Source organism: Streptomyces sp. NBC_00310, from assembly GCF_036208085.1.
Taxonomy (GTDB): Bacteria; Actinomycetota; Actinomycetes; order Streptomycetales; family Streptomycetaceae; genus Streptomyces.
Genome location: NZ_CP130714.1, coordinates 6,626,324 through 6,650,619, shown reverse-complemented (window position 1 = coordinate 6,650,619; position 24,296 = coordinate 6,626,324). Strand labels below are relative to the sequence as shown.

22 protein-coding genes are annotated in these 24,296 nt (G+C 70.9%); 10 read left to right on the top strand and 12 right to left on the bottom strand.

What is annotated here, in order from left to right; translation table 11 throughout:
• Positions 1-190 precede the first annotated feature (190 nt).
• Together OG202_RS29165 and OG202_RS29160 are read right to left on the bottom strand one after the other, a co-directional pair.
• Positions 191-1,990 (bottom strand): serine/threonine-protein kinase, encoded by a 1,800-nt coding sequence (locus OG202_RS29165; RefSeq protein WP_328223843.1) that lies wholly within the window; start codon positions 1,988-1,990, stop codon positions 191-193.
• 209 nt (positions 1,991-2,199) lie between these two features.
• Positions 2,200-3,045 carry a menaquinone biosynthetic enzyme MqnA/MqnD family protein gene (locus tag OG202_RS29160; protein ID WP_326579038.1) on the bottom strand — a complete coding sequence of 282 codons (846 nt, stop codon included), beginning with the start codon at positions 3,043-3,045 and terminating at the stop codon, positions 2,200-2,202.
• 379 nt (positions 3,046-3,424) lie between these two features.
• Between OG202_RS29160 and OG202_RS29155 the strand changes: the two genes are divergently transcribed.
• The gene (locus tag OG202_RS29155) at positions 3,425-3,628 is read left to right on the top strand and encodes a cold-shock protein (protein WP_007490911.1); all 204 of its coding nucleotides are present in this window, start codon (positions 3,425-3,427) and stop codon (positions 3,626-3,628) included.
• A 248-nt stretch (positions 3,629-3,876) separates the two neighbouring features.
• Here OG202_RS29155 and OG202_RS29150 read toward each other — a convergent pair whose 3' ends face one another.
• On the bottom strand, positions 3,877-5,196 hold the full coding sequence (locus tag OG202_RS29150) for a RodZ domain-containing protein (RefSeq protein WP_405896090.1): 1,320 nt from the start codon (positions 5,194-5,196) through the stop codon (positions 3,877-3,879).
• 243 nt (positions 5,197-5,439) lie between these two features.
• Positions 5,440-6,243 carry a hypothetical protein gene (locus tag OG202_RS29145; protein ID WP_327728238.1) on the bottom strand — a complete coding sequence of 268 codons (804 nt, stop codon included), beginning with the start codon at positions 6,241-6,243 and terminating at the stop codon, positions 5,440-5,442.
• Between the two features lie 348 nt (positions 6,244-6,591).
• Between OG202_RS29145 and OG202_RS29140 the strand changes: the two genes are divergently transcribed.
• Positions 6,592-9,339 carry a LuxR C-terminal-related transcriptional regulator gene (locus OG202_RS29140; protein ID WP_328223842.1) on the top strand — a complete coding sequence of 916 codons (2,748 nt, stop codon included), beginning with the start codon at positions 6,592-6,594 and terminating at the stop codon, positions 9,337-9,339.
• 47 nt (positions 9,340-9,386) lie between these two features.
• Entirely contained in the window at positions 9,387-10,013 is a 627-nt protein-coding gene (locus OG202_RS29135; protein ID WP_328223841.1) for a hypothetical protein, read from the top strand.
• Here OG202_RS29135 and OG202_RS29130 read toward each other — a convergent pair.
• Positions 9,917-10,450 carry an ATP-binding protein gene (locus OG202_RS29130; protein ID WP_328223840.1) on the bottom strand — a complete coding sequence of 178 codons (534 nt, stop codon included), beginning with the start codon at positions 10,448-10,450 and terminating at the stop codon, positions 9,917-9,919. The genes OG202_RS29135 and OG202_RS29130 overlap by 97 nt on opposite strands.
• A gap of 133 nt (positions 10,451-10,583) precedes the next feature.
• Between OG202_RS29130 and OG202_RS29125 the strand changes: the two genes are divergently transcribed.
• The 5 genes from OG202_RS29125 to OG202_RS29105 all read left to right on the top strand — a co-directional run bounded on the left by OG202_RS29125 (position 10,584) and on the right by OG202_RS29105 (position 12,953).
• Entirely contained in the window at positions 10,584-11,441 is an 858-nt protein-coding gene (locus OG202_RS29125; RefSeq protein WP_328223839.1) for a helix-turn-helix domain-containing protein, read from the top strand.
• Positions 11,438-11,695, top strand: a complete 258-nt coding sequence (locus OG202_RS29120; RefSeq protein ID WP_328223838.1) for a DUF397 domain-containing protein — start codon at positions 11,438-11,440, stop codon at positions 11,693-11,695. Before OG202_RS29125 ends, OG202_RS29120 begins: the two co-directional genes overlap by 4 nt.
• Entirely contained in the window at positions 11,692-12,198 is a 507-nt protein-coding gene (locus OG202_RS29115) for a GNAT family N-acetyltransferase (protein WP_328223837.1), read from the top strand. The genes OG202_RS29120 and OG202_RS29115 overlap by 4 nt, the downstream gene beginning before the upstream one ends.
• A 108-nt stretch (positions 12,199-12,306) precedes the next feature.
• Positions 12,307-12,570 (top strand): hypothetical protein, encoded by a 264-nt coding sequence (locus tag OG202_RS29110; protein ID WP_257541927.1) that lies wholly within the window; start codon positions 12,307-12,309, stop codon positions 12,568-12,570.
• The gene (locus tag OG202_RS29105) at positions 12,567-12,953 is read left to right on the top strand and encodes a hypothetical protein (protein ID WP_327728245.1); all 387 of its coding nucleotides are present in this window, start codon (positions 12,567-12,569) and stop codon (positions 12,951-12,953) included. The genes OG202_RS29110 and OG202_RS29105 overlap by 4 nt, the downstream gene beginning before the upstream one ends.
• Positions 12,954-13,034: 81 nt before the next feature.
• On the opposite strand, the gene OG202_RS29100 is transcribed toward OG202_RS29105, so the two are convergent.
• Genes OG202_RS29100 through OG202_RS29090 form a run of 3 tightly spaced genes read right to left on the bottom strand, consistent with a single transcriptional unit; the run spans position 13,035 to position 17,531 of the window.
• On the bottom strand, positions 13,035-13,544 hold the full coding sequence (locus OG202_RS29100; protein WP_327728246.1) for an inclusion body family protein: 510 nt from the start codon (positions 13,542-13,544) through the stop codon (positions 13,035-13,037).
• A complete protein-coding gene (locus OG202_RS29095; RefSeq protein ID WP_328223835.1) occupies positions 13,537-15,483 on the bottom strand; it encodes a thiamine pyrophosphate-binding protein in 1,947 nt (648 codons plus the stop codon). Before OG202_RS29095 ends, OG202_RS29100 begins: the two co-directional genes overlap by 8 nt.
• A complete protein-coding gene (locus tag OG202_RS29090; RefSeq protein ID WP_327728248.1) occupies positions 15,480-17,531 on the bottom strand; it encodes a flavin monoamine oxidase family protein in 2,052 nt (683 codons plus the stop codon). The genes OG202_RS29095 and OG202_RS29090 overlap by 4 nt, the downstream gene beginning before the upstream one ends.
• A gap of 534 nt (positions 17,532-18,065) precedes the next feature.
• Here OG202_RS29090 and OG202_RS29085 point away from each other — a divergent pair.
• Positions 18,066-18,548, top strand: coding sequence for a hypothetical protein (locus OG202_RS29085; protein ID WP_327728249.1), 483 nt, complete (start codon positions 18,066-18,068; stop codon positions 18,546-18,548).
• A gap of 125 nt (positions 18,549-18,673) precedes the next feature.
• Here OG202_RS29085 and OG202_RS29080 read toward each other — a convergent pair whose 3' ends face one another.
• Positions 18,674-20,656: an AMP-dependent synthetase/ligase gene (locus OG202_RS29080; RefSeq protein ID WP_328223834.1), complete on the bottom strand. Its 1,983-nt coding sequence runs from the start codon at positions 20,654-20,656 to the stop codon at positions 18,674-18,676.
• Positions 20,657-21,004: 348 nt separating this feature from the next.
• Between OG202_RS29080 and OG202_RS29075 the strand changes: the two genes are divergently transcribed.
• Positions 21,005-22,054: a MaoC/PaaZ C-terminal domain-containing protein gene (locus OG202_RS29075; protein ID WP_328223833.1), complete on the top strand. Its 1,050-nt coding sequence runs from the start codon at positions 21,005-21,007 to the stop codon at positions 22,052-22,054.
• 182 nt (positions 22,055-22,236) lie between these two features.
• Here OG202_RS29075 and OG202_RS29070 read toward each other — a convergent pair whose 3' ends face one another.
• The 3 genes from OG202_RS29070 to OG202_RS29060 all read right to left on the bottom strand — a co-directional run bounded on the left by OG202_RS29070 (position 22,237) and on the right by OG202_RS29060 (position 24,087).
• Positions 22,237-22,896, bottom strand: coding sequence for a TetR/AcrR family transcriptional regulator (locus tag OG202_RS29070; protein ID WP_326579079.1), 660 nt, complete (start codon positions 22,894-22,896; stop codon positions 22,237-22,239).
• Positions 22,897-22,977: 81 nt separating this feature from the next.
• Entirely contained in the window at positions 22,978-23,442 is a 465-nt protein-coding gene (locus tag OG202_RS29065) for a DUF4229 domain-containing protein (protein WP_328223832.1), read from the bottom strand.
• A gap of 120 nt (positions 23,443-23,562) precedes the next feature.
• Positions 23,563-24,087, bottom strand: coding sequence for a GNAT family N-acetyltransferase (locus tag OG202_RS29060; RefSeq protein ID WP_326579083.1), 525 nt, complete (start codon positions 24,085-24,087; stop codon positions 23,563-23,565).
• Positions 24,088-24,296 lie beyond the last annotated feature (209 nt).

Here is a 24,296-nt window from a genome sequence, read left to right as displayed (position 1 = left end):
TGTCGCCCCCGCCGCCCCTACCCATCCCTTCCCCATCCAGGGGCTGTGCCCCTTCGACCCCCAGATGCGGGTGCGTCGTGGTTGCTCGCGCAGTTCCCCGCGCCCCTGGAAAGCAGGGGCTGCGCCCCGTGCTTTCCAGGGGCGCAGCCAGCCACCACCCACCCGCGGCCGAACCGCCCCCGTCCCCGCGTCACTTCACCTTCGCCAGGCGGGCCGTCGGGTCGCCCGCGGCCGCGTTGTTCGAGGTGTACTGGAGTTCGTCGCCGACGGGGGTGAGGGTGATCTCGTGGGTGTTCTTGGTGCAGGTGCCGGGGTTGTTCTTGGTGTCGGCGATGCTCGTGGCGACGATGTCGTCCTTGGTGACCTTCTTGAGGACGAGCTTGTCGTCGCAGGCGCCGCCGAGGAGGTCGACGGAGCGGAAGGTGCCCAACGGGTCGCCGACCGAGGCCTGTTCGAGGGTGACGGTGAAGGTTCCGGCGGGGAGGTTGCCGTCCAGGGCGTAGCCCTCGCCCTCCCAGGTGCCGAGGTACTTCTTGGGCAACTCGCCCTCCGCGTCGCCCGGCAGCTCCGAGTCCTGGCCGCCGTCGGTCGGGCCGGCGCTCGCCGACGGCGCCTGGTCGCTCGCCTTGCTGCCGCTGTCGTCCTCGCCCTTGAGCATCCCGAGCCCGAACAGCGCCCCCACGCTCACCACCGCGAACGCCCCCACGACCGCCAGGGCGACCGAGCAACTCACCTTCCGGCCGCGCCCGTTCGCCGTGGTCGTGGACGCCGCCGCCACGCTCAGGGACAGCCTGCCCGGCGCCGAGGACGAGGAGGGCGGCGTCGGCGGAGCCGTGTCCGCCACCACGGCGTCGGACCGCTGCCCCGGCACGTGCGTCAGGGGCGGCGCCTGCGGCGACATCACCGGCGGCGGCCCGAACACCCCGCTCGCGGCGGGCACTTCGACCTTCGCCTCGCCGGGCGGGGTCCCCGTGTCCGGTGAGCCCGTGTCCGGTGAGCCCGTGTCCGGTGAGCCCGTCCCCACCGCCGACGCCCCCACCCCCACCCCCACCGACGGACTGCTGAACCCCACCGGCCCGGACGGGACTTCCTCCGCCGCCTCCAGGTTCAGCAGCTGCACCGCGCTCCGGCCGACCTGTTCCACCAGCGGACCCGGCAGCCAGCCCGCCGCCACCAGGCGGGCCGCGCCCTGGGGGGCCAGGGCGCGGGCGATGTCGTCGGGGGTCGGGCGGGCGGTGGGGTCCTTGGACAGGCAGTGCGCGACCAGGTCCCGCAGGTCGCCCTCCAGCCCGTCCAGTCGGGGCTCCTCGTGGACGACCTTGTAGAGGAGGGCGGCGGAGGAGTCGCCGGGGAACGGGGACAGGCCCGTCGCGGCGTACGCGAGGACGGCGCCGAGGGAGAAGACGTCCGCCGCGCCGGTGATCCCCTTGCCGAGGATCTGCTCGGGCGACATGTAGCCGGGAGAGCCGATCGAGACGCCGGTCGAGGTCAGGGACGCCGTGCCGTCCGTGGCGCGGGCGATGCCGAAGTCGATGAGGAGGGGGCCGTCCACGGTCAGCAGCACGTTCGAGGGCTTCACGTCCCGGTGGACCAGGCCCAGCGCGTGCACCGCCGAGAGGGCTTCCGCCAGGCCCGCGCCCAGCACGCGTACCGAGTGCGGGGGCAGGTGGCCGCCGTCCGCGATCGCCGCCGTCAGGGTCGGGCCGGCCGCGTACCCCGTCGCCACCCACGGGACCGACGCCTCCGGGTCCGCGTCCAGGACGGGAGCGGTCCAGGAACCGCCCACCCGGCGGGCCGCGTCGACCTCACGCCGGAAGCGGGCGCGGAACTCCTCGTCCAGGGCGAAGTGCGGGTGCACGACCTTCACGGCGACGGTACGGCCGCCCGCGCTGCGCCCCAGATAGACGCGGCCCATCCCGCCGGACCCGAGCCGGCCGAGCAGCCGGTAGGGCCCCACGACCGTGGGTTCGCCGGCATCGAGCGGTTGCATGGGCCACACCTCCCCCGTACGTCTCCCGGACGCCACCCCGTACGTTCCCCCGTACGAACGCTCCACGACGCACGACTCCCCAGCAGCGTAGTGCCGTACGCCCGAAGGGGAATGCGAACGTCGGCGGCAGATCCTCGGCCGATCCCACAGAAGGCGGAATTCGTCAAACGAAATTCCGGGAAGTTCGCCGGGACCTCCGGGGGAAATGTTCAGGAAAGCAGGTCGACCTTCACGTCCGCCGGAAATCCGGTGGTCGGGCCGACCCGGCGCGCGAACTCGGCGACCGCGGCCAGCTGGGGTCCGCCGAAGCGGAAGTCGAGGGTGGTGAAGTACCGCTCCAGGACCTGTTCGTCGAAGGCCTCCCAGCGGGCCGCCTGCTCGGCGACCTTGCCCACCTCGGTCAGGGACAGGTCGCGGGAGGCCAGGAACGCCTGGTGCACCTTGCGGGTGACCTCCGGCTCCCGCTCCAGGTAGTCCCGGCGCGCCGCCCACACCGCGAAGACGAACGGCAGCCCCGTCCACGCCTTCCACATGGCGCCCAGGTCGTGCACCTCCAGCCCGAAGTTCGGCCCGTCGAGCAGGTTGGCCCGCAGCGCCGCGTCACCGATGAGCACCGCCGCCTCCGCCTCCTGCATCATCAGCGAGAGGTCGGGCGGGCAGGTGTAGTACGACGGCTGTACGCCGACGCTCTCGGCCAGCAGGAGTTGCGCGAGGCGTACGGAGGTGCGCGAGGTGGAGCCCAGTGCGACGCGTGCGCCGTCCAGGCGTTCGAGTGGTACCTGGGAGACGATGACGCAGGACATCACCGGACCGTCGCAGCCGACCGCGATGTCCGGGAAGGCGACCAGGTCGTCCGCGTTGCGCAGGAACTCGACGAGCGTGATCGGCCCGATGTCGAGGTCCCCGCGCACCAGCTGCTCGCTGAGCTTCTCAGGGGTGTCCTTGGTCAGCTCGAAGTCGAGGAGCGTGCCCGTTCTCGCGAGCCCCCAGTACAGGGGCAGGCAGTTCAGGAACTGGATGTGGCCGACGCGCGGCCGGTTGCGAGAATTGTCCACATCGCGAGGCTAGCCCTCATGTTGTACGGTGCGGGCTCCGGGGCCCGCGACGGGTTCGCGGAACCGAATGTTCACCCGCTGTCAATACTCTCGACGGCGTGTCGTCCATGCGACTGGTGATGCGGAAGACGCGATACGTCAACCCACGAACCGAGCCCGTCAAACATCCGGGTGACGTGATCTTGCCCTCTATTGCATTCCCGTGCCCGCGTGCTAGGCTCGCCGCAAGTTGCAGTTTGGTTTCCCTTGCAGTACAGAGCCTGCGGAGCATGTAACCGCGGGCTCTCGTCGTTTTCAGACGTATGCAGTTGTGCGGCATCTTGTTTTCACACTTGCAGGGTTCTGGAGCAGGGCAACCCTTTGGGCCCAAGGAGGGCTTATGGCTACCGGAACCGTGAAGTGGTTCAACGCCGAAAAGGGCTTTGGCTTCATCGCCCAGGAAGGTGGCGGACCGGACGTGTTCGTCCACTACTCCGCCATCAACGCGAACGGCTTCCGTTCGCTGGAGGAGAACCAGCAGGTCTCCTTCGACGTGACGCAGGGCCCGAAGGGCCCGCAGGCGGAGAACGTCACCCCCGTCTGATCGAGGGATGCCCCTCTGACGACGTCTGAGAGCAGTACCCAAGGAGCCCCTTGCCTTTCGGCGAAGGGGCTCCTGCCTTTTGCCCTCCTACGCCTTTTCCCTCCCAGCTGTGCCGCATCACGAGGACGAACGTCATCCCGGGCGCCAGCGCCTCGTACGAGTGCGGCACGTCATCCCGGGCGCCAGCGCCTCGTACGAGTGCGGCACGTCACCCCGGAACGCCATGGAGTCCCCGGGAGCGGCGGCGGTCAGTCACCCTTCGTGTAGGTCAGCCGCTCCACGGTGCCGGCGGTGAAGTCGTTCTCGATCTTCTTGCCGTTCACGACGAGTCGGACGGCGCTCGCGTCGCCGAGGACCAGGGTGATCCGGTCCTTGTCGGAGAACGTCTTGGTCTCACCCTGCTGGAGCAGACCGTCGAAGAGGATCTCGCCGACGGCGTCCTTGGCCGAGATCCAGCTCCTGCTGTACTGAGCCGTGATCCGAACCGTGACCTCGTCCCTGGGCCCTTTGCCTTCACCGCCCTCGTCCGCCTCGCCCCCGGCGTCGGGTGAGCCGGTGCTCCCACCGCCGCCTCCGGGAGTCGCGCCGGCCGACGACGTCGGCGAGGAGGTCGACCCGCCGGCCGAGGGCGCACCGCTTCCCCCGTCCCTGTTCGCCACGTACACCGCGCCGCCGACGAGCACGGCCACGGTGACCAGGGCGACGACAGCCCTGGCCGGCCCGAACGCCCGCGTGGGCCCGGCCGGGGTCGGCGGCCGGTGGCCGACGAGAAGGGTCGTCGCCTCCTCGGAGGTGCCCGGGGCGGATGGGGTGGTCGAGGTGGACGGGGTGGTCGGGTCCGAGGCCGGGCCGGGAGTCAGCTGGTTCAGGAGGCTGTCGGGGGTGGGCCGGTCGGCCGGGTCCTTGGACAGGCAGGCGGCGACCAGGGAGCGCAGCCCTTCCGGCACCTCGGACACATCGGCGGACTCGTGCACCGACCGGTACATCAGCCCCATGGGCGTACCGCCGCCGAACGCGCTGCCGCCGGCCGCCGCGACGAGGACCGCGCCGAGCGCGAACACATCGGCGGCGCCGGTGACTTCGAGGCCCTGCGCCTGCTCGGGGGCGAGATAGCCGGGGGTGCCGAAAGCCGCTCCGGTGGAGGTCAGCCGGGTGGACTCCACGGCTCGGGCGATACCGAAGTCGAGGACCCTGGGACCGTCCTCGGCCATGATGATGTTGCCGGGTTTCAGATCGCGGTGGACGAGCCCGCAGGCGTGGACGGCCTGCAGGGCCTCCGCCAGGGCGGCGCCCAGCAGCCGCAGCCGGTGCTCGTCCATCGGGCCCCGCTCCGCGAGCAGGTCGGACAGCGTGGGCCCCGGGATGTACGCCGTGGCCAGCCAGGGCGTCTCCGCCTCCGGGTCCGCGTCCACGACCGGGGCGGTGTGGAAACCGCCGACCCTGCGCGCGGCGTCGACCTCGGCCCGGAACCGTGCGCGGAAATTCCGGTCGGCCGCCAGCTCGGGATGGGCCACTTTCACCGCGACGGCGCGACCACCGCGCGACCGGGCGAGATAGACCGTCCCCATGCCTCCCGCGCCGAGCCGCCGTTCGACGGTGTAGGCACCGATACGCGACGGCAGGACCGCCCCCGGCTCCACCACTGCCCGCCTCCCCCGCTGCGACACCGCGCACCATTATGACGACGCGGGGTGACAGCGCGTTCCGTTGGGGCGCGAGGAAACCGCGCCCGTTCCCTATGGGGCGCGAGGAAACCGCGCGGCCGGCCACGACGAAGCACGCGGCGATGAACCGGCCCCTGGAGGGAGCGCTTACGAGCGCAGTTCCTCCAGCACCCGTCGCAGCCGGATGCCCGGCCCCAGGTCCGGTTCGAGGCCCTTGGCCTTCAGCAGGGCGGTGAGGGAGGCCTGGACGACCTCGGCGCCCTCGGGCGCGACCCGTTCGGAGACCTCCAGCCACTCCAGACAGGCCCCGTCGGCATCGCCGCCCCCGTCGGCGCCGCCCCCGTCGGCCAACGTGCGGCGCTCCAGGGTCACTTCGTGATGGTCGAGGCGTACGCCGCGCCAGCGGACCGTGTGCACGGGGCCGAGGACGTCGAGCGAGCCGAAGCCGACGTCGATGTCGGCGCACTCGGTGAGAAACGCGCGCTGGCGGTCGGAGAAGACGCGGTCCAGCGGCTCGTCGCCGGTGGCGGCGGCCTCCACGGCCGTACGCCCGCAGTCGGAGACGAGGGCGGCGGAGAGGACCCGGCGGTCGCCCGACCAGGCGCCCGCCAGGTGGAAGGAATCCGGTCCCTGCTCTCGGAAGCGCAGCCAACGTTCCGAGAGCCGGGACCGGCGACAGGGCCGCAATTCCGCGGTCGCGGCCCCGCCTCGCCCGCTCCCCGCCCGTAGGCGCAGGATCAACCCCGCATCCAGAAGCGGCAGGTGACCTGGCGCCGTGGAGCGGGCGAGGGCCTCACAGAAGTAGACGCGGCGCCGGGCTCCCCCGGTGTCCGGCGCCAGCGCCCAAGTCGCGGCGGCAGCGCCCGCACCCGAGAACGTCACCTTGATCTCGACCGAGTCGAGCCGGTCGGATGCCGAGGTGAGATCCCCGCGTCCCACGGATGCCGGCATGCGCCGTCCCCCTAGTTCCGCGACCTGGTTCATTCCCCTGATTTCCCTGATCTTCCTGATTTCCTTTGAGTTGCGAACCTCTTGTGGTGCGATCCCCCTGTGGTGCGATCCCCCTGTGGTGCTGTGGTGCTGTGGTGCTGTGGTGCTGTGGTGCTGTGGTGCTGTGGTGCTGTTGCGCACCACCATTGAAGGCCCGGGGCGACACCCCTCGCTTCCGGGAAGTCCCTACATCTCCCCTGACCTCTCCCCTTGGGGGCATGATGGACGGGCGGGGCCGGGCACGGGCGGGCACCAGGGGGTGGCGCATTGTTACGGGGACTCGTCGGTCGGGAGCGGGAACGCCGGCTGATGGACGACCTGCTCGTGGCGGGTGGGGCGGGTGGGGCGGCGCTGTTGCTGTGGGGCGCGCCCGGCATCGGAAAGACCGCCCTGCTGGACTACGCGGCGGAGCGCGCGACGGCCGGAACCTCCGGCGCGGCACCGGCCACCGTCCTGCGCGCCCGGGGCATCGAGACCGAGACTGTATTGCCCTTCGCCACCCTCGGCGACCTACTGATGCCCCATTCATCCCTTTTCAGGGAACTCCCCGGAGCCCAGCGCTCGGCCCTGGAATCCTGTCTGGCCCTGAGCGGCGACCCGGCGGACCCGCCGGGCAATCCGTACGCCGCCTGTATGGGCGCCCTCAACGTCCTCGCGGCGCTCGGCGACGAGCGCCCGGTCGTCGTCCTCGTCGACGACCTGCACTGGGTGGACCCCTCCTCCCAGCGCGTCCTGCTCTTCGTCGCCCGCCGCCTGTCGAGTGAGCGGGTCGCCCTGGCCCTCGGTTCCCGCGAGGACCACGGCGAGTCGGGGCCGCGGCGCAGCATCCCCGCCGTGCAGGTGGGCGGGTTGGCGCCGGAGGAGTGCGCCACGTTGCTGGACGGCCGCGTGACACCCAACGTCCTCGCCGACCTCGTACGCATCAGCGGCGGCAACCCGCTCGCCCTGCGCGAGATCGCGAGCGGGCTGACGGACGAACAGGCGCGCGGCGAAAGGCCCTTGCTCGACCCGCCCTCCCTCGGCAGTCATCTGGAGCGCGCCTGGGCGGCCCGTATCGACGCTCTGCCGGACCCCGCCCGCCGGGCCCTGGTGGTGCTGGCGGCGAGCCGCTCGGCGGCGGCGGGCCCGCTGCGCAAAGCCCTGGAGGCGGCCGGCCTCTCCCTCGACGCGCTGTCCCCCGCCGAGGAGGACGGCCTGATCACGGCCACGGCGGACGGGCTGGACTTCCACCACCCGGTGCTGCGCGCGCTGGTGCTGGGCCGCGCCCCCCTCGCGCACCGCTACGCCGCGTTCCAGGCGCTGGCCGAGGTGAGTACGGGCCCGCTGCACGCCTGGTACCGGGCGTCCGCGACCCCCGGCCCCGACGAAGAGGCCGCGGCGGCGCTCGCGGCGGCCGCGGCGGAGGCCCGCCGCCGCAGCGCCTTCGGCGAGTCGGCCCTCGCCTGGCGCCGCGCCGCCGAACTCACCCCCGACCCCGCGCCCCGCGCCGACCGCCTCCACCACGCCGCCTCCGACGCCCTGCTCAGCGGCTCCCCGGCGGGGCCCCAGTGGTGCGAGGAGGCCCTCCGCATCACCCCCGACCCGGCCGTACGCGCCGCCATCCAGGGCCTGCTGGGCCGGATGTACACCTGGAAGGGCGAGACGGCCCAGGCGTACGGCCTCCTCGTGAACGCCGCCGACGCCGTACGCGACACCGACCGCACCCGCGCCTGCCTGCTCCTCGCGGAGGCGACGGCCGCCGCGCGCCTGGACGGCCATGTCCCGGCGGCGGTACACGTGGCCGAGCGGTCCCTGGCCCTCGCCTCCGAGTCCGGCCCCGAACGCTGGTACAGCCTCACCCTCCTCGGCGGCGCCCTCGTCATGTCCGGCCGTACCGCCGAGGGCCGCGCGATGCTGGAGGCCGCCGACCGCCACGGCACCGGCGGCGACCCCGTCCGCGACCAGCAGGTCTACGCGATCGCCGGGCAGGCCTGGAGCCGCGTGGAGGAGTTCGTACGCGGGCGCCGGCTGCTCAACACGGCCGTGGAGTCGGCGCGGCAGCACAGCGCGGTGGGCGTGCTGGGCTTCACCCTCGCCGTACGGGGTGAGCTGGAGACCCGTATCGGTCAATGGGCCTCCGCACGCGGTGACTTGACCGAGGCTCTGCGCTGGGCGGAGGAACTCGGCCAGCTGACCTGCGTGAGTTACGCCCTCTACTGCCTCGCCCGCCTCGAAGCCCTGCGCGGCGACCGCGTCGAGTGCGAGGAGCATGTGGCGCGGGCGCGGCGGGAGTGCGGGGCGTACGGGATCGGCTGCCAGGAGTTCCACATGACGGCGGTCCTCGGTCTGTCGGCCCTCGCCCACGGCGACCACGACGCGGCCGCCGACCAGTTGGAGCAAACGTTGTCACTGGCGGTCGAGCAGGGCATCGGGAACCCCGAGGTGGTCCCCTTCGCGGCGGACCTGGCCGAGGCGCACGTACGGGCGGGGAACGCGGCGCGGGCCGTCGAGGTGGTGTCCTGGCTGGAGGAACGGGCGCGGGAGACCGGCCTCGCCTCGGCCGAGGCCGCGGCGGCCCGGGTCCGGGGGCTGATGGCGGGGACGCCGGAGGAGGCGGAGGCCTACTTCGGCGCGGCGTTGCAGGCCCACCAGCGGACGACGGGCCCCTTCGACTGGGCGCGGACCCTGCTGTGCGAGGCGGAGGTCCTACGGCGCTACCGGCGCCCGGGGGCCGCCCGCGCCCCCCTCGCCTCCGCCCTGGCCTGCTTCGAACGACTCGGCGCGGTGCCGTGGGCCCGGCGGGCGGCGAGCGAACTGGCTGCGGCCGGGGGGATGTTGAAGAGCACCGCCCAGTCCTCGGCGGGGGGTATGGGCGGGGTGCTCGACCAGCTGACACCCCAGGAGTTCCAGGTGTCGCGCGCCATCGCCCGCGGCCTCAACAACACGGAGGCGGCCGCGTCGTTGTTCGTGTCGCGGAAGACGGTGGAGGCCCATCTCACCCGCGTCTACCGAAAGTTGCACGTCCGGTCGCGAACGGACCTGACGCGGTTGCTGACGGCGGCGGACCTGGTGGATTGAGTACGGGTACTCATGTGGGCGTCTCCGGCGACCGACATGGTTCAGACATGAGACCGAATTTCCTTGCGAAGCACTTCCTTCCGAAGTGCCTGCTGGCGGCCGCGCTCGGGAGCGCCGCCGTCCTGGGCGGCCTCGCCGCGCCGAGCGCCACGGCCGCTCAGACCTCCACGGTCGGCGTCGCCGCGGCGAGCGACGACGCGGAGGCGCGGTTCTTTGAGTTGCAGGACCTCTTCTGGCAGGTCTGTGCCCCGGACGTCGAGGCCGGCGGCGAGTTGGCGGCATCTTCCGCCACCGAGACCACGCCGGTCGATCCGGTCGATCCGGTGCCGACGGACCCCTACGATCCGGTGCCGCTGGACGTCACCGAGCAGTGTGTCGCCGACCGGAACGCACTGCGCATCAGCAAGGCGTTCTCGGGCAAGGACACCACCACCTACGAGGCGGTGCAGGAGAAGCTGACGAGCCTGCGCTACCCGGCGGCGCGGATCCACCGCATGCCGGACCACGGGGGCGCGCCCCGGGCAAGGCTCGACCTGCGCTTGGGGGACGACCGCGCTGCTCTGGAGGTGACCGGCACCTACCTCGGAGTGATGGTCGAGACGTTCGGCGCCTCCAAGGGCGTGAGCGCGACCGAGGTGCTGCTGGAGCCGCAGGTGGACGAGCCCACGTCCTGACGCCGCTGGGGGCCGGCGTTGGTACCGGTACTCAGCTCGGCCCACACGCTCTTGCCCGGGGCGCGGTCCTCGACGCCCCACTTTTCGGCGAGGGCCTCGACGATCAACAGCCCCCGCCCGGACTCGGCCCCGGGCTCCGGCCGCCGCGTTTTCGGCCGCCGCTTCTCGCACGCGTCGGCCACCTCGATACGTACGGTGCCGGTCACCCACACCACTTTCAGCAGAAAGCTGTGCCCGGAGACGTACCCGTGCATGGCCGCGTTGGTCACCAGCTCGGCGGCGACCAGCACGGCGTTGTCGTACACCTCGCTCCTCCTGGGGATGCCCCAGGCGTGCAGCCGCTGCGCGACCACCCTTCGCGCGAGTCGGGCGCCTCGGCGGCTGGGGGTGAAGAGCTGCCTGAATTCACCAAGGACGGTGGGGGTTTCTGAATTCATGTCACTCAGCGTGGTCGTCCGGTTCTAGTCTGACCAGGTACGACGGCGGGACGCTGTGTAGCCGTATGGGTGCGGTGTGCGAGGCGTCGGCTCGTCGGCCGTGACCACGACGAGGTGAGGGCGGTGCAGGGGGATGGCGGATGAGCGCAGGCCGGAGACTCCGGCGGAGGCCGACGGTACGACCGGGTTGTTCGCGGCGGTCGGCAAGCTGCTGAAGCTACTGCGGGAGCGGGCGGGGCTCACGCAGAAGGAGTTGGGGGAGGCGGTGGAGTACGGGCCGGATGCGATCGGAGCGATGGAGCGGGGGGTGCGGGTGGCTCGGCCGGAGGTGTTGGAGAAGGCGGATGAACTTCTGGATGCCGGCGGGCTGTTGAGGGCGATGGTCCCTGAGATCAAGGAGGGGATGAAGAAGGCGCGGACGAGGCATCCGGAGTGGTATCGGAGTTACGCCGGGCTGGAGGCGGAGGCAGTTGAGCTGCACCACTACTGCAACCAAGTGGTGCATGGGCTACTGCAGACCGAGGACTGCGCCCGAGCAGTGTTCTCCCAGCGACGCCCCTTCCTGAGCGAGGAGACCATCGAGAAGCGTGTGGTCGACAGGCTTTCCCGGCAGCAGGTCTTCGACCGTTGGCCGCCGCCTGCCGTGAGTTACGTACTCGAAGAAGTCGTGCTTGACCGGCCGATCGGCGGGCGGACGGTGCACGCGGGTCAGCTGAGGCACCTGTTGCACGTCGGCGGCATGCGCAACGTCGAGATCCAGGTGATGCCGACCAAGCGCGAGGAACACCCCAACCTGGGCGGGGCGTTCAACCTGCTGGCTCCCAAGGGGCACGCCCAAGTCGCGTACACGGAGGCGCAGGGGTATCCGCGCCTGATCACCGACCCTGAAGGGGTCCGGAAGATCGCCGATCGCTATGGGATCATGCGCGCACTGGCCCTCAACCCCATGGAGTCCCGGGCCCTGATCGAAAAAAAGCTGGGGGAGCTATGAGCACTGAACAACTCAACTGGTTCAAGTCCAGCTACAGCGACGGCGAGGGCGGCGACTGCCTGGAAGCCGCCTATACCTGGCGCAAGTCATCGCACAGCAGTGGCGCGGGCGGCGAATGCGTCGAGATATCCCCCTGCCCCCAGACCATCCACGTCCGCGACTCCAAGAACCCCACGGGCCCTCACCTCGCCCTCTCCCCCACGGCCTGGACCACGTTCCTCGCGGCCGGGACAGCTCGTAGCCAGCCCGCATGATCAGTCTCGGACTGCTGGACGGCACTGGGCGGCACGTCGCGCTCCATGACGTGGACGACGAGAACTGGCGGGCCGTCGCGGACGTCGCTCCGCTGGACGACCAACGCCGGTACGTTCCCGCGCTGGCCGCTCGCTATCTCCTCCTCTCCCTCCGCGAGGGCGTATGGAACTCGCTCGCGGTGTGCGCCGGCGACACCGTCGTGGGGCATGTCATGTGGGGGCGCGACGAGGACGGCTCGTACTGGATCGGCGGCATGCTGATCGACGCCGCCGAGCAGGGCAAGGGGATCGGGCGGGCGGCGGCACGCACTCTGATGCGCTGGCTGGCGGACCGCACGGACTGTGAGGTCCTGCGCCTGTCGTACCACCCGGACAACACCGCCGCCGAGCGCCTGTACACGTCGCTGGGATTCGGGCCGGTGTCCGCCACCGAGGGGGACGAGGACGACGAGGTGGTCGCCGAGTTGTCCGCGAAGGCGGTCGGCATGGCGGCAGCAGACTGAGGCAGCTCATGGGCAACCACGGCCCGGCCGAGTCACAACCGAGGACCTCCGAAGCGGGGATTCCCGCAAGCGACCGATCTCGCGTATACGCCGACGTATACTTGCGCCATGTCTGACGCCATGATCCGGGTACCGTCCGAGGTCCGAGACCGCCTGGCGGTCATCGCGGAGTCCCGTAATACGTCGATCCGTTCACTGGTGCAGGAGTTCGCGGAGAGCACGCTCACCGAAGAGGAGCGGCGGGAACGGGCCGAGCGGACCCGGGAGTATCTCGCGGAACACTTCGGTGTGGAGGTTACGGACGAGGAGAGCGCGGCCATGGGGCGCAGGCTCCGGGACGCCTTCGCTCGCGGTCAGGAGTCCGCCGCGTGATCCAGCACCATCTCGTTCTGGACACTCCTACCCTGCTCGCGCTGGCGGGCAACCGCCAGGTGTCCGCGCTCGTCCACCGGGCCCACTTCGAGCCCGAGACCCGCCTGTGGGTTCCGACGCTGTCCATCCTTGAGGCCGACGAGGAGCATCTCGGGCTGGCCGAGCACATCGGTCAGTTAGACGTCATCCACACCCTCGACCTCGACTACACGGCCGTGCTCGCCGTCGCCGGGCTACGCAGGGACGGGGTACCGCCCGGCATCGCCGCGGCCATCCACTCCGTACGCCACCTTCCCGAGTGGGGAGCGGACGCCCTCGTCGCCACGGTCGAACCCAAGGCATACAAGGGCAGGGGTGTGCCCCTCCTCGATCTGAACCGATAGAGGACCGCACCTTGAGACCAGGCCGAGGTGATCGCCGAACTGTTCGGGGATCACCTTGGCCTGGCGCTCACCCGAGGATCGTCAGGGGTTCTCGATGGTGATGAAGGGGTCCCACTGGAAGTAGCCCTTCAACTGCCGGTGGCGGTCCAGGATCTGGAAGTAGAAGTGGTAGACGACCTTGCCGGGCTTTTTGACGGTCGTCCGCCAGTAGTGGTCCTGGTAGTTCTGGGTCACGAATTCCGGCCTGCCCTCGGAACCCTCCTTCGGCATCGGGTAGATGCCGTCGATCACCTCGATCTCCGGTGTCCTGATGAGCTGGTGGCCGGTGTCGCTGCTCACGTATTTGTACAGTAAAGCCTTGTACTCGCTGCCGAGTGAGAGCGTCGTCTCGCGCCACCTGATGCTGTCGCCGGGTTCGGCACGGAGGTTCAGTTCGGCGCCCGACGTGCCGACGATGTGGTCGTGGCGGGTCGTCATGTAGATCAGGTTGTGGTCGGCGTAGGTGGGTGCGTCCGGGTTCCTCGACGCGTTGGGATTCTGTTCGACGATCGTGGCCGCGTCGAACGCGATCAGTACGTTGAGATCAGCCATTTTCTGTCCCTTTCGGATGTGGGGGTGTCACCTTGTACGCCATCGCCCGCGGATAGTCGTGCCGGTGCAGGCGGACGCGGACCAGCAGGGGGCCGGCGTTGACCGGGTCGGTCGGGTCGGTGAGGCGGGTCAGCAGGTCGTCGAGGTCGGAGGTGTGGGAGATGGTGATCCCGGTCGCCGGGGTCTCCTTGCCGGCGAAGACGGCCGCGAGGCGGTCGTAGTGCCACGGGTGGAGGACGTTGTAGAAGTCGGGGTCGCGGGAGCCCCGGTCGTCGTCGTCGGCGGCGTCGGCGGCGTCGGCGGCGGCGTCGGCGGCGGCGGCGTAGTAGGACGGGTGCACCAGCATCTGTTCGATGCCGTAGAAGTGGCCGTTGTCCATGACGAAGACGACCGACCGCAGGCCGAGCCTGGTGTGGGTGGAGAGTTCCTGGCAGGTCTCCTGGAAGGCGCCGTCGCCGACGAACACCATCGGGCGGGCGTGTGCGCGCTCGGGGGCGAGCGCGGCGCCGGTCGCCGCGCCGACCGACCAGCCGATGGACAGCCAGCTGACCTGCGACTGGAACCCGCCCGCGGGCAGGGAGAGGTTCATCGAGCCGATGAGGGAGAACGCGGCGTCGGAGACGACCGTCCAGTCCTGCCGGGTCTCCTCGCCCAGGAAGTGGTTGATCCGGTCGAACACACCGTCGTAGGTGAGCCGTTCGGCGTGATGTTCGGCGTGATGTTCGGTGTGACGTTCCGTGTGCCGGGACCGTGAGCCGCTGGTGCGGAGCGAGGCGCGGTGCTGCTCCAGGTCGGCGGGGCGGTCGACGGGCGCTCCGTGGTGGGCATGGGCGTGGGCATGGGCCTCGGCGTAGTAGTCGGCGGCCAGGCCCCCGGAGCCGTAGCGCTTCACCAGTGTGTCCTGGAGGGCGGGCAGGAGTTGTTCGAGCTGGACGTCGGGGAAGTAGGCGGTGCCGACGCTGACGCCACCGTTCGCGGCCATCACCCAGTCGCCGCCGACGCACTGTTCGCCGCCGAGGTTCTTCGACGTGGACCAGGCGCCGAGCCCGATCCGGCAGGTGGCCCAGTCCTTGAAGATCCGGTGCACGTCCGGGTGGCTGGCGTGGCCGTTGTAGACGCCGTGGAACTGCGGCAGGTCCTCGTCGACCACGGCCTTGGCGCCGACGGTGGTGCAGAACGGCACTCCGGTGGCCTCCACCAGGTCGGTGAGCTCCCCGCCGAGGCGGAACCGGTCGATCTCCTCGCCGGCCCACACGATCGGGCGGGGCGTGCCGTCCGGGCCGGGGTGCTCCTCGACCAGGGTGAGGATCGCGTTCACGGCGTGGTCCAGCATGAGTTGGTTGCGCGCGCCGAACGGCCGCTCGCGGCGGACGATCGGCTCCCCGGGTTCGGCGCAGGGCTCGTCCCAGAGGTCCTCCATGACCTCCAGGTAGACCGGCCTGCGCTCGGAGAGGCACGCGGTGAGCGCGGCGTCGATCTGGGCGGGGGCGAGGCCAGGATTGGAGATGAGCCGCGCGTCCACGGTGACCTGTCGGTAGACGTCCAGGTTGCTCTCCGGGCGCGGGCTCATGTGGGAGGTGAGCAGGCCGAGGGCGCGGTAGTTCTGCCACTGCTCGTAGGGAGGAGAGGCGTTGACGGCTATGAGCGGGACCTGTTCGACGTAGGCGCCGCCGCAGGCGCCCAGCAGGTTGAACGCGCCGACGCTGTAGGTGACCGCGGCCGCGCCGACGCCGTGGATGCGGGCGTAGGCGTCGGCGGCCTGGCCCGCGCCGCCCTCGGTGGGGGTGCCGACCCACTCGATGTCGCCCTCGGCCCGCAGCGTGGTCAGGAAGGGGCCGAGGTGGTTGCCGGGGACGCCGAAGAGGTGGGTGATGCCCAACTCGGCGAGGCGCAGGGCGAGGTAGCGGGCGACCGTGCACCCGGGGGTGATCGCGGTCACGAGCGGTCCTCCTCCTGGTCCGGGCCCGGGGTGGTGACCGGCGGGGCCTGGTGGACGGCGACGGCCGCGCGGACGGCGCTCTCCAGGGCACCCTCGATCCATGCGTGCTTGAGGGAGGTGTGCTCCCCGGCGAAGTGCACGGGACCCTCGGGCCGGGAGACGTCCAGGTGGAAGCTGGTCATCTGGTGCGCGGTGTAGATGGCGGCCTCACCGAAGGCGTACGGGTCGCGGGCCCAGCTCTTGGTGGCGCCGCGCCCGGTGAAGAACACCTCGATGCGCCGGCCGTGCAGGGCCTGGAGGTTGCGCAGGGCGTAGACGTAGCGCTCCGCGTCGCGCATGGAGTCCCAGCGCGCGGCGTCGTCGGACCAGGAGTACGAGGCGAGCACGACGCCGCCGGTGCTGCCCTCGACCCGGTGCGACGGGTAGTACAGGAACCGGTTGGGGTTGTCGGTGGCCGAGCCCCCGCCGAAGGCGTGGGTGGCGGGGCGGACCGCGGGGCCGCGCAGCGGCATGGTGCTGTCGATCCGCCGCATCTCCTCGGTGACACCGCTGTCCTTGACGGCGGCGCCGAGCAGGCCGGAGGCGGACCCCGAGACCCCCTCCCGGATGAGCGAGAGGGTCGTAGCGGTGCCTTCCTCGCCACCCTGCCGGTAGTACTCGTACAGGCCCGGCGAGATGCTCTCCAGTTCGCTCCGCCAGTCGTCCTCGGTGAACTCCCACCACCGGTGGCTGAACTCCAGCAGCACCTTGGTGGCTGAGTCGTAGTGGGTCTCGATGATGGCGCGGCGCTTCTTGTACGACATCGCGGGGACGATCTCCACGAAGCGCAGGGCGGAGAACGGGATGGTGACGATCGCCAGGTCCGCGGTCCAGCGGCGCGGCGGGGCCTGCGGGTCGTTCTCGGCGACGGTCTGCACGGTCACGCCCCGTCCGTCGGGTCCGACGGCGGTGCCCTCGGGGGCGGTGTCGCGGCTGGGATCGTGGTATTCGAGGCGGATCATGCGGTGGCCGAGCCGCACCTCGTCGCGCAGGCCCTCGTGGAGGGCGTGCGGCAGGCGCCAACTGCCGCCGGGTATCTCCCAGTAGCGGACGGCGGGGTTGATGTCGCTGCGGCTCAGGAAGCTGTGGAAGAAGGAGAGATGCAGCCGTGAGGACATGTTCTCCAGCGTTCCGACGGCCTCGATCGCCTCGTCGCTGAGCCCGGCGTGGTCGCGCAGGAAGCCGCCCATCGAGTAGCCGTCGAAGTCGCGGATCACCCGGGCCCAGCCCTCGACCCACTCGTCGAACGGCTTGTTGACGCGCTTGCCGTCGACCAGATCGGAGTAGTAGTCGCGCACGCTCTCCAGCGCGTCGTCCACCATCCTCACGACGGGGGCGCGGACCTCGTCGCCGGTGAGGTGGAAGCCCTCGTTGATCCGTTCGGGGGTCGTGGCGTAGTCGGCGCGCCGCACCTGGACGCGGTTGGCCCGGATCCAGGAGTTGCCCCGCTTGTCGGGCTCGCGGAAGTCGGGGCTGTCGTCGCCGTAGCTCCAGGTCCGGCCGGTGAAGGAGGTGTACGTCACCGGGGGGACGGGGACCTCGGGGCCACTGCCGGTGGAGGGATCCACGTCCACGTTGTAGAACTGGCGGCGGCCGAGCCCGAGCTTGTCGACGAGGGCGAGAACGAGCGGATGGAAGTCGGGCAGCCGCATGGCGCCGGCCTCCGCGTACTGGGCGGGGTCCTCGAAGGGCTGGTGGTGCCTGGTGGCACGGAACGTCTTGATACGTCCGCCGACCCGGCTCTCGTTGGCCTCGATGATGGTGACGTCGTGGCCGGCGTCCTTGAGCAGACGGCCGGCGACGAGACCGGTGATACCGGCGCCGATGACGAGGATCTTCTTGCGCGGGTGGTGGGTGGGGCCGAGGCGGCCCGTGTCGATCAGGGTGTGGAGATAGCCGAGTTTGAGGTCCTTGTCGTCCGGCCCGACGAGAAGGAGTTCGCGGGCGAGCCTGAGACATGTCTGCCAGCGCGCACGGGTGGCGGAGTCGTCCCGTGGAGTGTCGGTCATGGTTCGGAATCGTAGATATGCAGAAACGATTTCGTTGCCCCTCCCGGCAGGCAAAGTCCTGAAAACACCGATCGCTTTTCTTGACGTAATTTCGGCTTGCTTGCATTTCCTTACGGCGACCGGAGTTCCACCAGGGACGGAAGGGAAAGGAGACGAAAGCCGAGGCAGAGGACCAGCGCACGGAATGTGGAAATCCTGAGAACTCGACGGCGGCATTCCCGCCGGGGCCTTTTCCCCGACAGCCTTTTCCGCGCCGACCGGGCAGCGGCGTCACGCCAAAAACATCCGAGTTTCGGGAAGGCGAGCGGAACGTGGTGTCGGGGACGACGGCTCAGCGGCGTTCCGCCCCGGCCGACGCACGCACACCCATGCGTACGCCCACCCGTGCGACGGACTGTTGAGCCGGGAAGTTCGTCGGCGGGTACAACCGAGTCCGGCTGAAACGACTCTCTATGGAGGAGTCGGCCGAGGGGTGGTCCGGTCGGCGAAAACGGGACGGGACGGGGCGGGGCGTTGCGGGGCGGAGCAAGGGTGATGAAGAAGCGGGGCGTTCTGCTGTGCTGTGGTGGGCTCGTCGTCGTTCTCGGGGCGGTCGGGGTCGTGTGGTGGAACTGGTTCCGGGCGCCGTACGCGGTCGCCGACTCGCCCCGCATCGATGTGACCGTGCGGGCCGGGAAGTCCGAGTATCCCGATGTCCGGGAGACCGCCGAGGACGTCGACACCGTCGTACGGGCGTATGTGCAGCGGCTCAAGGCCGGTGACGTGGAGGGGCTCATGGAGCTTGCGGGGCCCGCGTACGACGGGACCCGGGGCGCGGCGTACGAGCATGTGCGGGAGTTCGGCGAGGGGGCGCGCGGGCATGTCGAGGTCACCGTGCTGGAGGGGGTCGTGGACTACTTCAATCCCGTCCGGCTGACGTACGAGAGGACCGACCAGCAGCAGGAATTGCTGCTGGTCAAGGACGACGGGTACTGGTGGGTCGGGCTGGGGGACGGCGATCCGGCCGCAGGTCAGTAGAGCGATGGGGAAACAGGGAGAGGAATCACGCCCTGTTCTCGTGCGGCCCCCGCATCACTCTCTCGTGCGGCCCCCGCACACTCTCTCGTGCGGCCCCCGGATCACTTTCTCGTGCGGCCTCCGCATCATTTCTCGTACAACCCCTCGATCTCCGTCGCGAAGGACCGCTCCACGACCTCCCGCCGCAGCTTCATCGACGGGGTCAGATGGCCCGCCTCCTCCGAGAAGCCGGCGGGGACGACCGTGAACCTGCGGATGGATTCGGGGCGGGAGACCAGGCGGTTGGCCTCGTCGACGGCTCGTTGCAGGATGGCCCGCAGGTCCGGGTCGTCGGCGAGGCGTTCGAGGGGGATGTCCTGCTTGGCGTTCATCTGGGTCCAGTGGGTGATGCCCTCGGGGTCCAGGGTCAGCAGGGCGGTCACGTAGGGGCGGCGGTCGCCGATGACCATGGCGTGGGCGATCAGCGGGTGGGAGCGGAGCCAGTTCTCCAGCGGGGCCGGGGCCACGTTCTTGCCGCTGTCGGTGACGAGGATCTCCTTCTTGCGGCCGGTGATCGTCAGGTAGCCCTCGTCGTCCAGGTGGCCGATGTCACCGGTCGCGAACCAGCCGTCGGGGCCCGCCGGGACGACGCCCCCGGCCTGAGGGTCCCAGTAGCCCCGGAAGATCTGGCCGCCGTGGAGCAGGATCTCGCCGTCGGCGGCTATGCGGACCCGGGTGCCGGGCAGGGGCCGGCCGACCGTGCCCAGGCGGGGGCGGTTGGGCGGGGTGACGGTGACGGCGGCCGTCGTCTCCGTCATGCCATAGCCCTCGAAGACGTCGATGCCCGCGCCGGCGAAGAAGGCGGCCAGGCGGCGGCCGAGGGGGCTGCCGCCGCAGATGACGTAACGGACCCGGCCGCCCAGTGCCTTGCGGATGCGGCGGTAGACCAGGGGGTCGTAGAAGGTGCGGGCCGCCTTCAGGAACGCGGAGGGGCCGGGGCCGGTTCCGTGCTGCTCCGCCTCCAGGGCCTCGCCGTAGCGGCGGGCGACGGCCGAGGCACGGTCGTACGACGACGCGCGGCCCATGCGTTCGGCTGAGGCGCGGGCCGTGTTGAAGACCTTCTCCAGGACGTAGGGGATCAGGAGCAGGAACGTCGGCCGGAAGGTCTTGAGGTCGGCGAGGAGGTCCTCCGTGCGGAAGCTCGGGGAGTGGCCGACGCGGATCCGCGCCCGCATGCAGGCGATCGCCACCATGCGGCCGAAGACATGGGCGAGAGGGAGGAAGAGGAGAGTGGAGGCCTCCTCGTCCGTCCTCGCGCGGAAGATGGGGTAGAGGAGGTCGATCGCGTTGTCGACCTCGGCGCAGAAGTTGCCGTGGGTGAGGGCGCAGCCCTTGGGACGGCCGGTCGTACCCGAGGTGTAGATCAGGGTCGCCAGGGTGTCGGGTCCCAACACCCCACGTCGTACGGCCACTTCCTGGTCCGACACATCACGGCCCAGCTCGGCGAGCCGGTCCAGGTGGCCCTTCTCGAAGACCCACATGTGGCGCAGGTCGGGGATGCGGTCGAGTTCGGGGCCGAGGGCGGCGGCCTGGCCCGACGTCTCCACGGCCAGCGCCACCGCTCCGGAGTCCTGGAGGATCCAGCGGGTCTGGAAGACGGAGGAGGTCGGATAGACGGGGACCGTCACCAGGCCCGCCGCCCAGGCCGCGAAGTCCAGGAGCGTCCACTCGTACGTCGTCCGCGCCATGATGGCGATACGGTCACCCGGCATCAGACCGTCGGCGATCAGGCCCTTCGCCAGCGCGAGCACCTCGGCGGCGAACTCGGCCGCCGTCACGTCCCGCCAGCCGCCCTCCCCCTTGCCCGCGTCCCTGCCCTTGTCCGTGCCTGTGCCTGTGCCTGTGTCTGTCCCTGCACCTGTTCCCGTGCCCGTGGCTGTACCGCTGCGCTTGCGGCTGAGGACGACCGAGTCGGGCTCGTGGGTCGCGTTGTCGAAGGGGATGTCCGCGAGCGAGCCGTAGGTCACGGGCGCGGCGAGCGCGGGGACGTACGCCTCTCGCACGGTGCCGTCCAGCCGCTTCAACTCGGGTTCCACCAGCGCGGGTTCGGTGTGTTCGAGGCTGGACACGGGCGACTCCTGGGCGTTCGGTGTGTCCGGATCGTACGGGGTTGGTGTGTGAGGTTGGTGTGAGTGTGGCGATAGTCCGGAGATGGAACCGGGCCGGGGGTGTGCAGTGTCGCCGGCCACCTGCGCGCGGCTCAAGCGCAGGTCAAGGGCGTGCCAAGTTACCTGAGGGTCGTTCAGTTCTGGCGTCCATCGAAGCCTTACCAGGGCATTACCTCGGGTAACATGACTTCCGGGTAAGAAGGCCGTCCTGGAGGTCGTGGTCCGCGGTCGCGGCACAGGAGCACCACGGCGGGGAGCTCCACGGCGAACACCACGGCGAGCACCACCGGCGAAGGGGGAATCCGTCCGATGCACACCCTCACCCTCACGCAACCGCCCTCCCTCGGCTCCCGTCTCGCCCAGGGCGCCCTCCTCTCGCCGTGCAAGAGCCTCAAGCTCCCCCGCGCGGCCTCCCGGCCCACGTCTCCCACCAGGTTCCCCCGGCTCGTCCTGCCCGGCGTCCGGATCGACCTCGCCCGGCTCGCCGCGTACGAGCGGGTCTGCGGGTTCCCCACCGGGGAGGACGCGGTTCCGCTGACGTATCCGCACGTCCTCGGGTTTCCGCTCGCCATGCGGATCATGGCCGGCCGGGACTTCCCGCTGCCCCTCCTCGGGCTCGTGCACACGTCGATCGAGATCACCCGGCGGCGCCGGCTGCCCGCCACCGGGGAGTACCAGATCACCGTGTACGTCGACGAGTTGGCGCCCCATCGCCGGGGCACCGAGGCGACGGTCGTGACCGAGGTGCGGGACGGGCGCGAGGACAGGGACGGGGTCGGGGTCCGGGACGGGGACGGGGTCGGGGACGGGGTCGGGATCGCGTGGGAATCGCGGAGCACGTATCTCGCCCGGCACCGGCGGAACGAGGACGCGCCGGGCGGCGGGGGTGAGCGGTCGCGGGAGGAACCATCGCGGGGCGAGCGGCCGCGGGACGAACCATCGCGGGGCGAGCGGCCGCGGGACGAACCATCGCGGGGCGAGCGGTCGCGGGAGGGTCGGAAGCCGTTGCCCGCCGTCGCCGAGTGGCGGTTGGCCGGGGATGTGGGGCGGCGGTACGGGGCGGTGTCCGGGGACCGGAATCCGATCCATCTGCATCCGCTCGGCGCCCGCCTGTTCGGCTTCCCCCGGGCGATCGCGCACGGCATGTGGACCGTGGCCCGCTGCCTCGCCGAGCACGGCGCACCCCCGGCGACCCTCGTCCGCGCGGAGTTCCGCGCGCCGGTACCGCTGCCGGGCGCGGTGACGTACGCGGCGGACGGACAGGCCTGGGGCGGCTTCGAACTGCGCGGCGGCGACGCCTCCGGCCCGGGCGGCGGACGGGTTCATGTGAGGGGCCACGTGTACCCGCTCGTCGCCTGAGCGCACCGGCGGGAGTGCGGGAGTCGGCTGTTCGCCCGCGGGGCTACGAAGACGGTAACGGGGTGGGGGCCGGTCGCGCCGGTCGCCGCGCCCCTTGACGGCATGGGGCGCACCCAGCGTCTTTCCGGGGCGCGGTGAACTGCGCGAGCAACCACCCACGCCCCGCGGCCGCCCCGCGAACGTCACCCCCCGGGTTCGCTCGCGATCGGCGGTGTCCAGGGGCGCCCCTCCATCAGGTCGCCCAGGCCGGCCCAGGCGAAGTTCATGAGGGTGGCCGCGGCCTGGCGGGCGGTGATGCCGGGGGTGGCGTTGGCCCAGGCGGCGAGGGCCTCGGCGGCACCGACGAGGCCCTCGGCGAGACCGGCGACCTCACGCTCGGGCAGTGACGGGTCGCGGCGGGCCTCCCGGGCGCCGACCAGGATCAGCCCGGTCACGAACGCGACCATCTCCTCCCGCATCGCCGCCACTTCGGCGGCGAACGGTTCGCCGTGCGTACGGGCCTGGAGGTGCAGTACGGCCCAGGCGTCCGGGTTGTGCGCGGTGTGCGTGAAGAACGCCAGCAGCCCTTCCCAGAGTTGGCGGTCGGCGGGCAGCTCGGGGTTCACTCCCGCGCGTACGGCGGTGGTGAGGGCCTTGGCCTCGCGGCGGATGCAGGCCGTGAAGAGGTCTTCCTTGGAGTTCAGGTACAGGTACACCAACGGCTTGGACACGCCCGCCAGTTCGGCGATCTCGTCCATCGACGCGGCCCGGTAGCCATGCTGCCCGAAGGTCCGCACCGCCGCGTCCAGCATCTGCTGTTCCCGCACCGCGCGGGGCATCCGTTTGCTCTTCACAGCACCCATGCGGGCAAGCGTACGGTTCCGACGGCGGGTACGGACCTGGGCGTCGGGCGGGTGATCTTCCCCGCGGGCCGGCGAACGGACCTACGAAGCCTTGCCCGACGCGGGCTGGGCGGTCTTCACGGCTTCGTCGCTCTTCACCGCTTCGTCGCTCTTCACCGCTTCGCCGGACTTCGTCGCTTCGCCGGCCTTCGTCGCCCCGTCGGACTTCGTCGCTTCGTCGGACTTCGCGTCCTCGGCCGTCTCCGGGGTCCGCGTCCTCGCTTCGTCGTCGGCCTCGTCCTCCTGGCTGCGGTTGGCGGCGAGGTTGGACTTGACGCGGTCGATGGAGCGGTCGAGGTGGGGGGCGATCCGGACGGAGGCCCGGTCGCGCTCCTTGCGCAGGGCGACGAAGCTGATCGGCGCGGAGACCAGAAGGGCGAGGACGACCACCCACATGCCGTTGGAGGCGCCGAGGCCGCGCGGGGCGATGCCGGAGTAGACGAGGGCCCAGACGACCACGAAGCAGCCCACGAAGATACCGAGGCGCATCAGTGTGTAGCGGAGCATCTCAATCCACTCTTCCGTTTCCGTTCCGAACGTTGCCGAAGGGCATCGTCCAGTGAAGCACGGTCGGCGTGCGATCTTGCAGGGGGGTGTCGGGCCCCCGGGCCCCCGAGGCCCTGGGCCTCAGGTCAGGGGCAGGAGCATCGTGATGTCGTCGCGGTGGTCGTCGGGGGCGACGCGGATGGCGCCGGGGACCCGGCCGACCTCCTTGTAGCCGCAGGAGGCGTAGAAGCGTTCCAGGCCGAGGCCGCCCCGGCAGGACAGGCGGATGGCGTCTATGCCGTCGAAGTCCCGGGCCGTGGTCTCGGCCGCCCGCATGAGGGCGTGGCCGTAGCCCTTGCCCTGGTGGGCGGGGTGGACCATCACCGTGTACAGCCAGACCCAGTGGGTCATCAGACGGTGGGTGTTGAAGCTGAAGAACGCGGTGGCGGCGGGGGTGCCGGTGGAGTCGAGGCCGAGGAGGAGGCGGTGCCTGCCTTCCGCCATGGCGACCAGGTGTTTCAGGAGTTCTGGGCGGATGACTTCCGGGGTGACCGGGGGGACGAAGCCCACGGCTCCGCCGGCGTTCGAGACGTCTGACCAGAGGGTGAGGATGCCGTCGTGGAGGGTGGGGGTGAGGGGTGGGTCCAGGTGGAACGTAAGGGGCATGGGGCGACCGTAATCATTACCTGCGGGGCGTCTCAAGGGGGTTCCGCCCCCGCCGCCCCTACCCGTCCCATCCTCAAGGGGCTGCGCCCCTTCGACCCCCGGGTGCGGGTCCGGTGGGGCTTCTCGCGCAGTTCCCCGCGCCCCTGAAAAAGCGGGGGCTGCGCCCCCTGCTTTTTCATCGGGCTCATCGGGTTCATCGGGCCGTAGGC

Coding starts and splice junctions, on each gene's coding strand:
- OG202_RS29165 (WP_328223843.1), bottom strand. CDS start 1,990: ATGCAACCGCTCGATGCCGGCGAACCCACGGTCGTGGGGCCCTACCGG.
- OG202_RS29155 (WP_007490911.1), top strand. CDS start 3,425: ATGGCTACCGGAACCGTGAAGTGGTTCAACGCCGAAAAGGGCTTTGGC.
- OG202_RS29150 (WP_405896090.1), bottom strand. CDS start 5,196: ATGGGGACGGTCTATCTCGCCCGGTCGCGCGGTGGTCGCGCCGTCGCG.
- OG202_RS29145 (WP_327728238.1), bottom strand. CDS start 6,243: ATGCCGGCATCCGTGGGACGCGGGGATCTCACCTCGGCATCCGACCGG.
- OG202_RS29140 (WP_328223842.1), top strand. CDS start 6,592: ATGGACGACCTGCTCGTGGCGGGTGGGGCGGGTGGGGCGGCGCTGTTG.
- OG202_RS29135 (WP_328223841.1), top strand. CDS start 9,387: ATGAGACCGAATTTCCTTGCGAAGCACTTCCTTCCGAAGTGCCTGCTG.
- OG202_RS29130 (WP_328223840.1), bottom strand. CDS start 10,450: ATGAATTCAGAAACCCCCACCGTCCTTGGTGAATTCAGGCAGCTCTTC.
- OG202_RS29125 (WP_328223839.1), top strand. CDS start 10,584: ATGGCGGATGAGCGCAGGCCGGAGACTCCGGCGGAGGCCGACGGTACG.
- OG202_RS29120 (WP_328223838.1), top strand. CDS start 11,438: ATGAGCACTGAACAACTCAACTGGTTCAAGTCCAGCTACAGCGACGGC.
- OG202_RS29115 (WP_328223837.1), top strand. CDS start 11,692: ATGATCAGTCTCGGACTGCTGGACGGCACTGGGCGGCACGTCGCGCTC.
- OG202_RS29110 (WP_257541927.1), top strand. CDS start 12,307: ATGTCTGACGCCATGATCCGGGTACCGTCCGAGGTCCGAGACCGCCTG.
- OG202_RS29100 (WP_327728246.1), bottom strand. CDS start 13,544: ATGGCTGATCTCAACGTACTGATCGCGTTCGACGCGGCCACGATCGTC.
- OG202_RS29090 (WP_327728248.1), bottom strand. CDS start 17,531: ATGACCGACACTCCACGGGACGACTCCGCCACCCGTGCGCGCTGGCAG.
- OG202_RS29085 (WP_327728249.1), top strand. CDS start 18,066: ATGAAGAAGCGGGGCGTTCTGCTGTGCTGTGGTGGGCTCGTCGTCGTT.
- OG202_RS29075 (WP_328223833.1), top strand. CDS start 21,005: ATGCACACCCTCACCCTCACGCAACCGCCCTCCCTCGGCTCCCGTCTC.
- OG202_RS29070 (WP_326579079.1), bottom strand. CDS start 22,896: ATGGGTGCTGTGAAGAGCAAACGGATGCCCCGCGCGGTGCGGGAACAG.
- OG202_RS29065 (WP_328223832.1), bottom strand. CDS start 23,442: ATGCTCCGCTACACACTGATGCGCCTCGGTATCTTCGTGGGCTGCTTC.
- OG202_RS29060 (WP_326579083.1), bottom strand. CDS start 24,087: ATGCCCCTTACGTTCCACCTGGACCCACCCCTCACCCCCACCCTCCAC.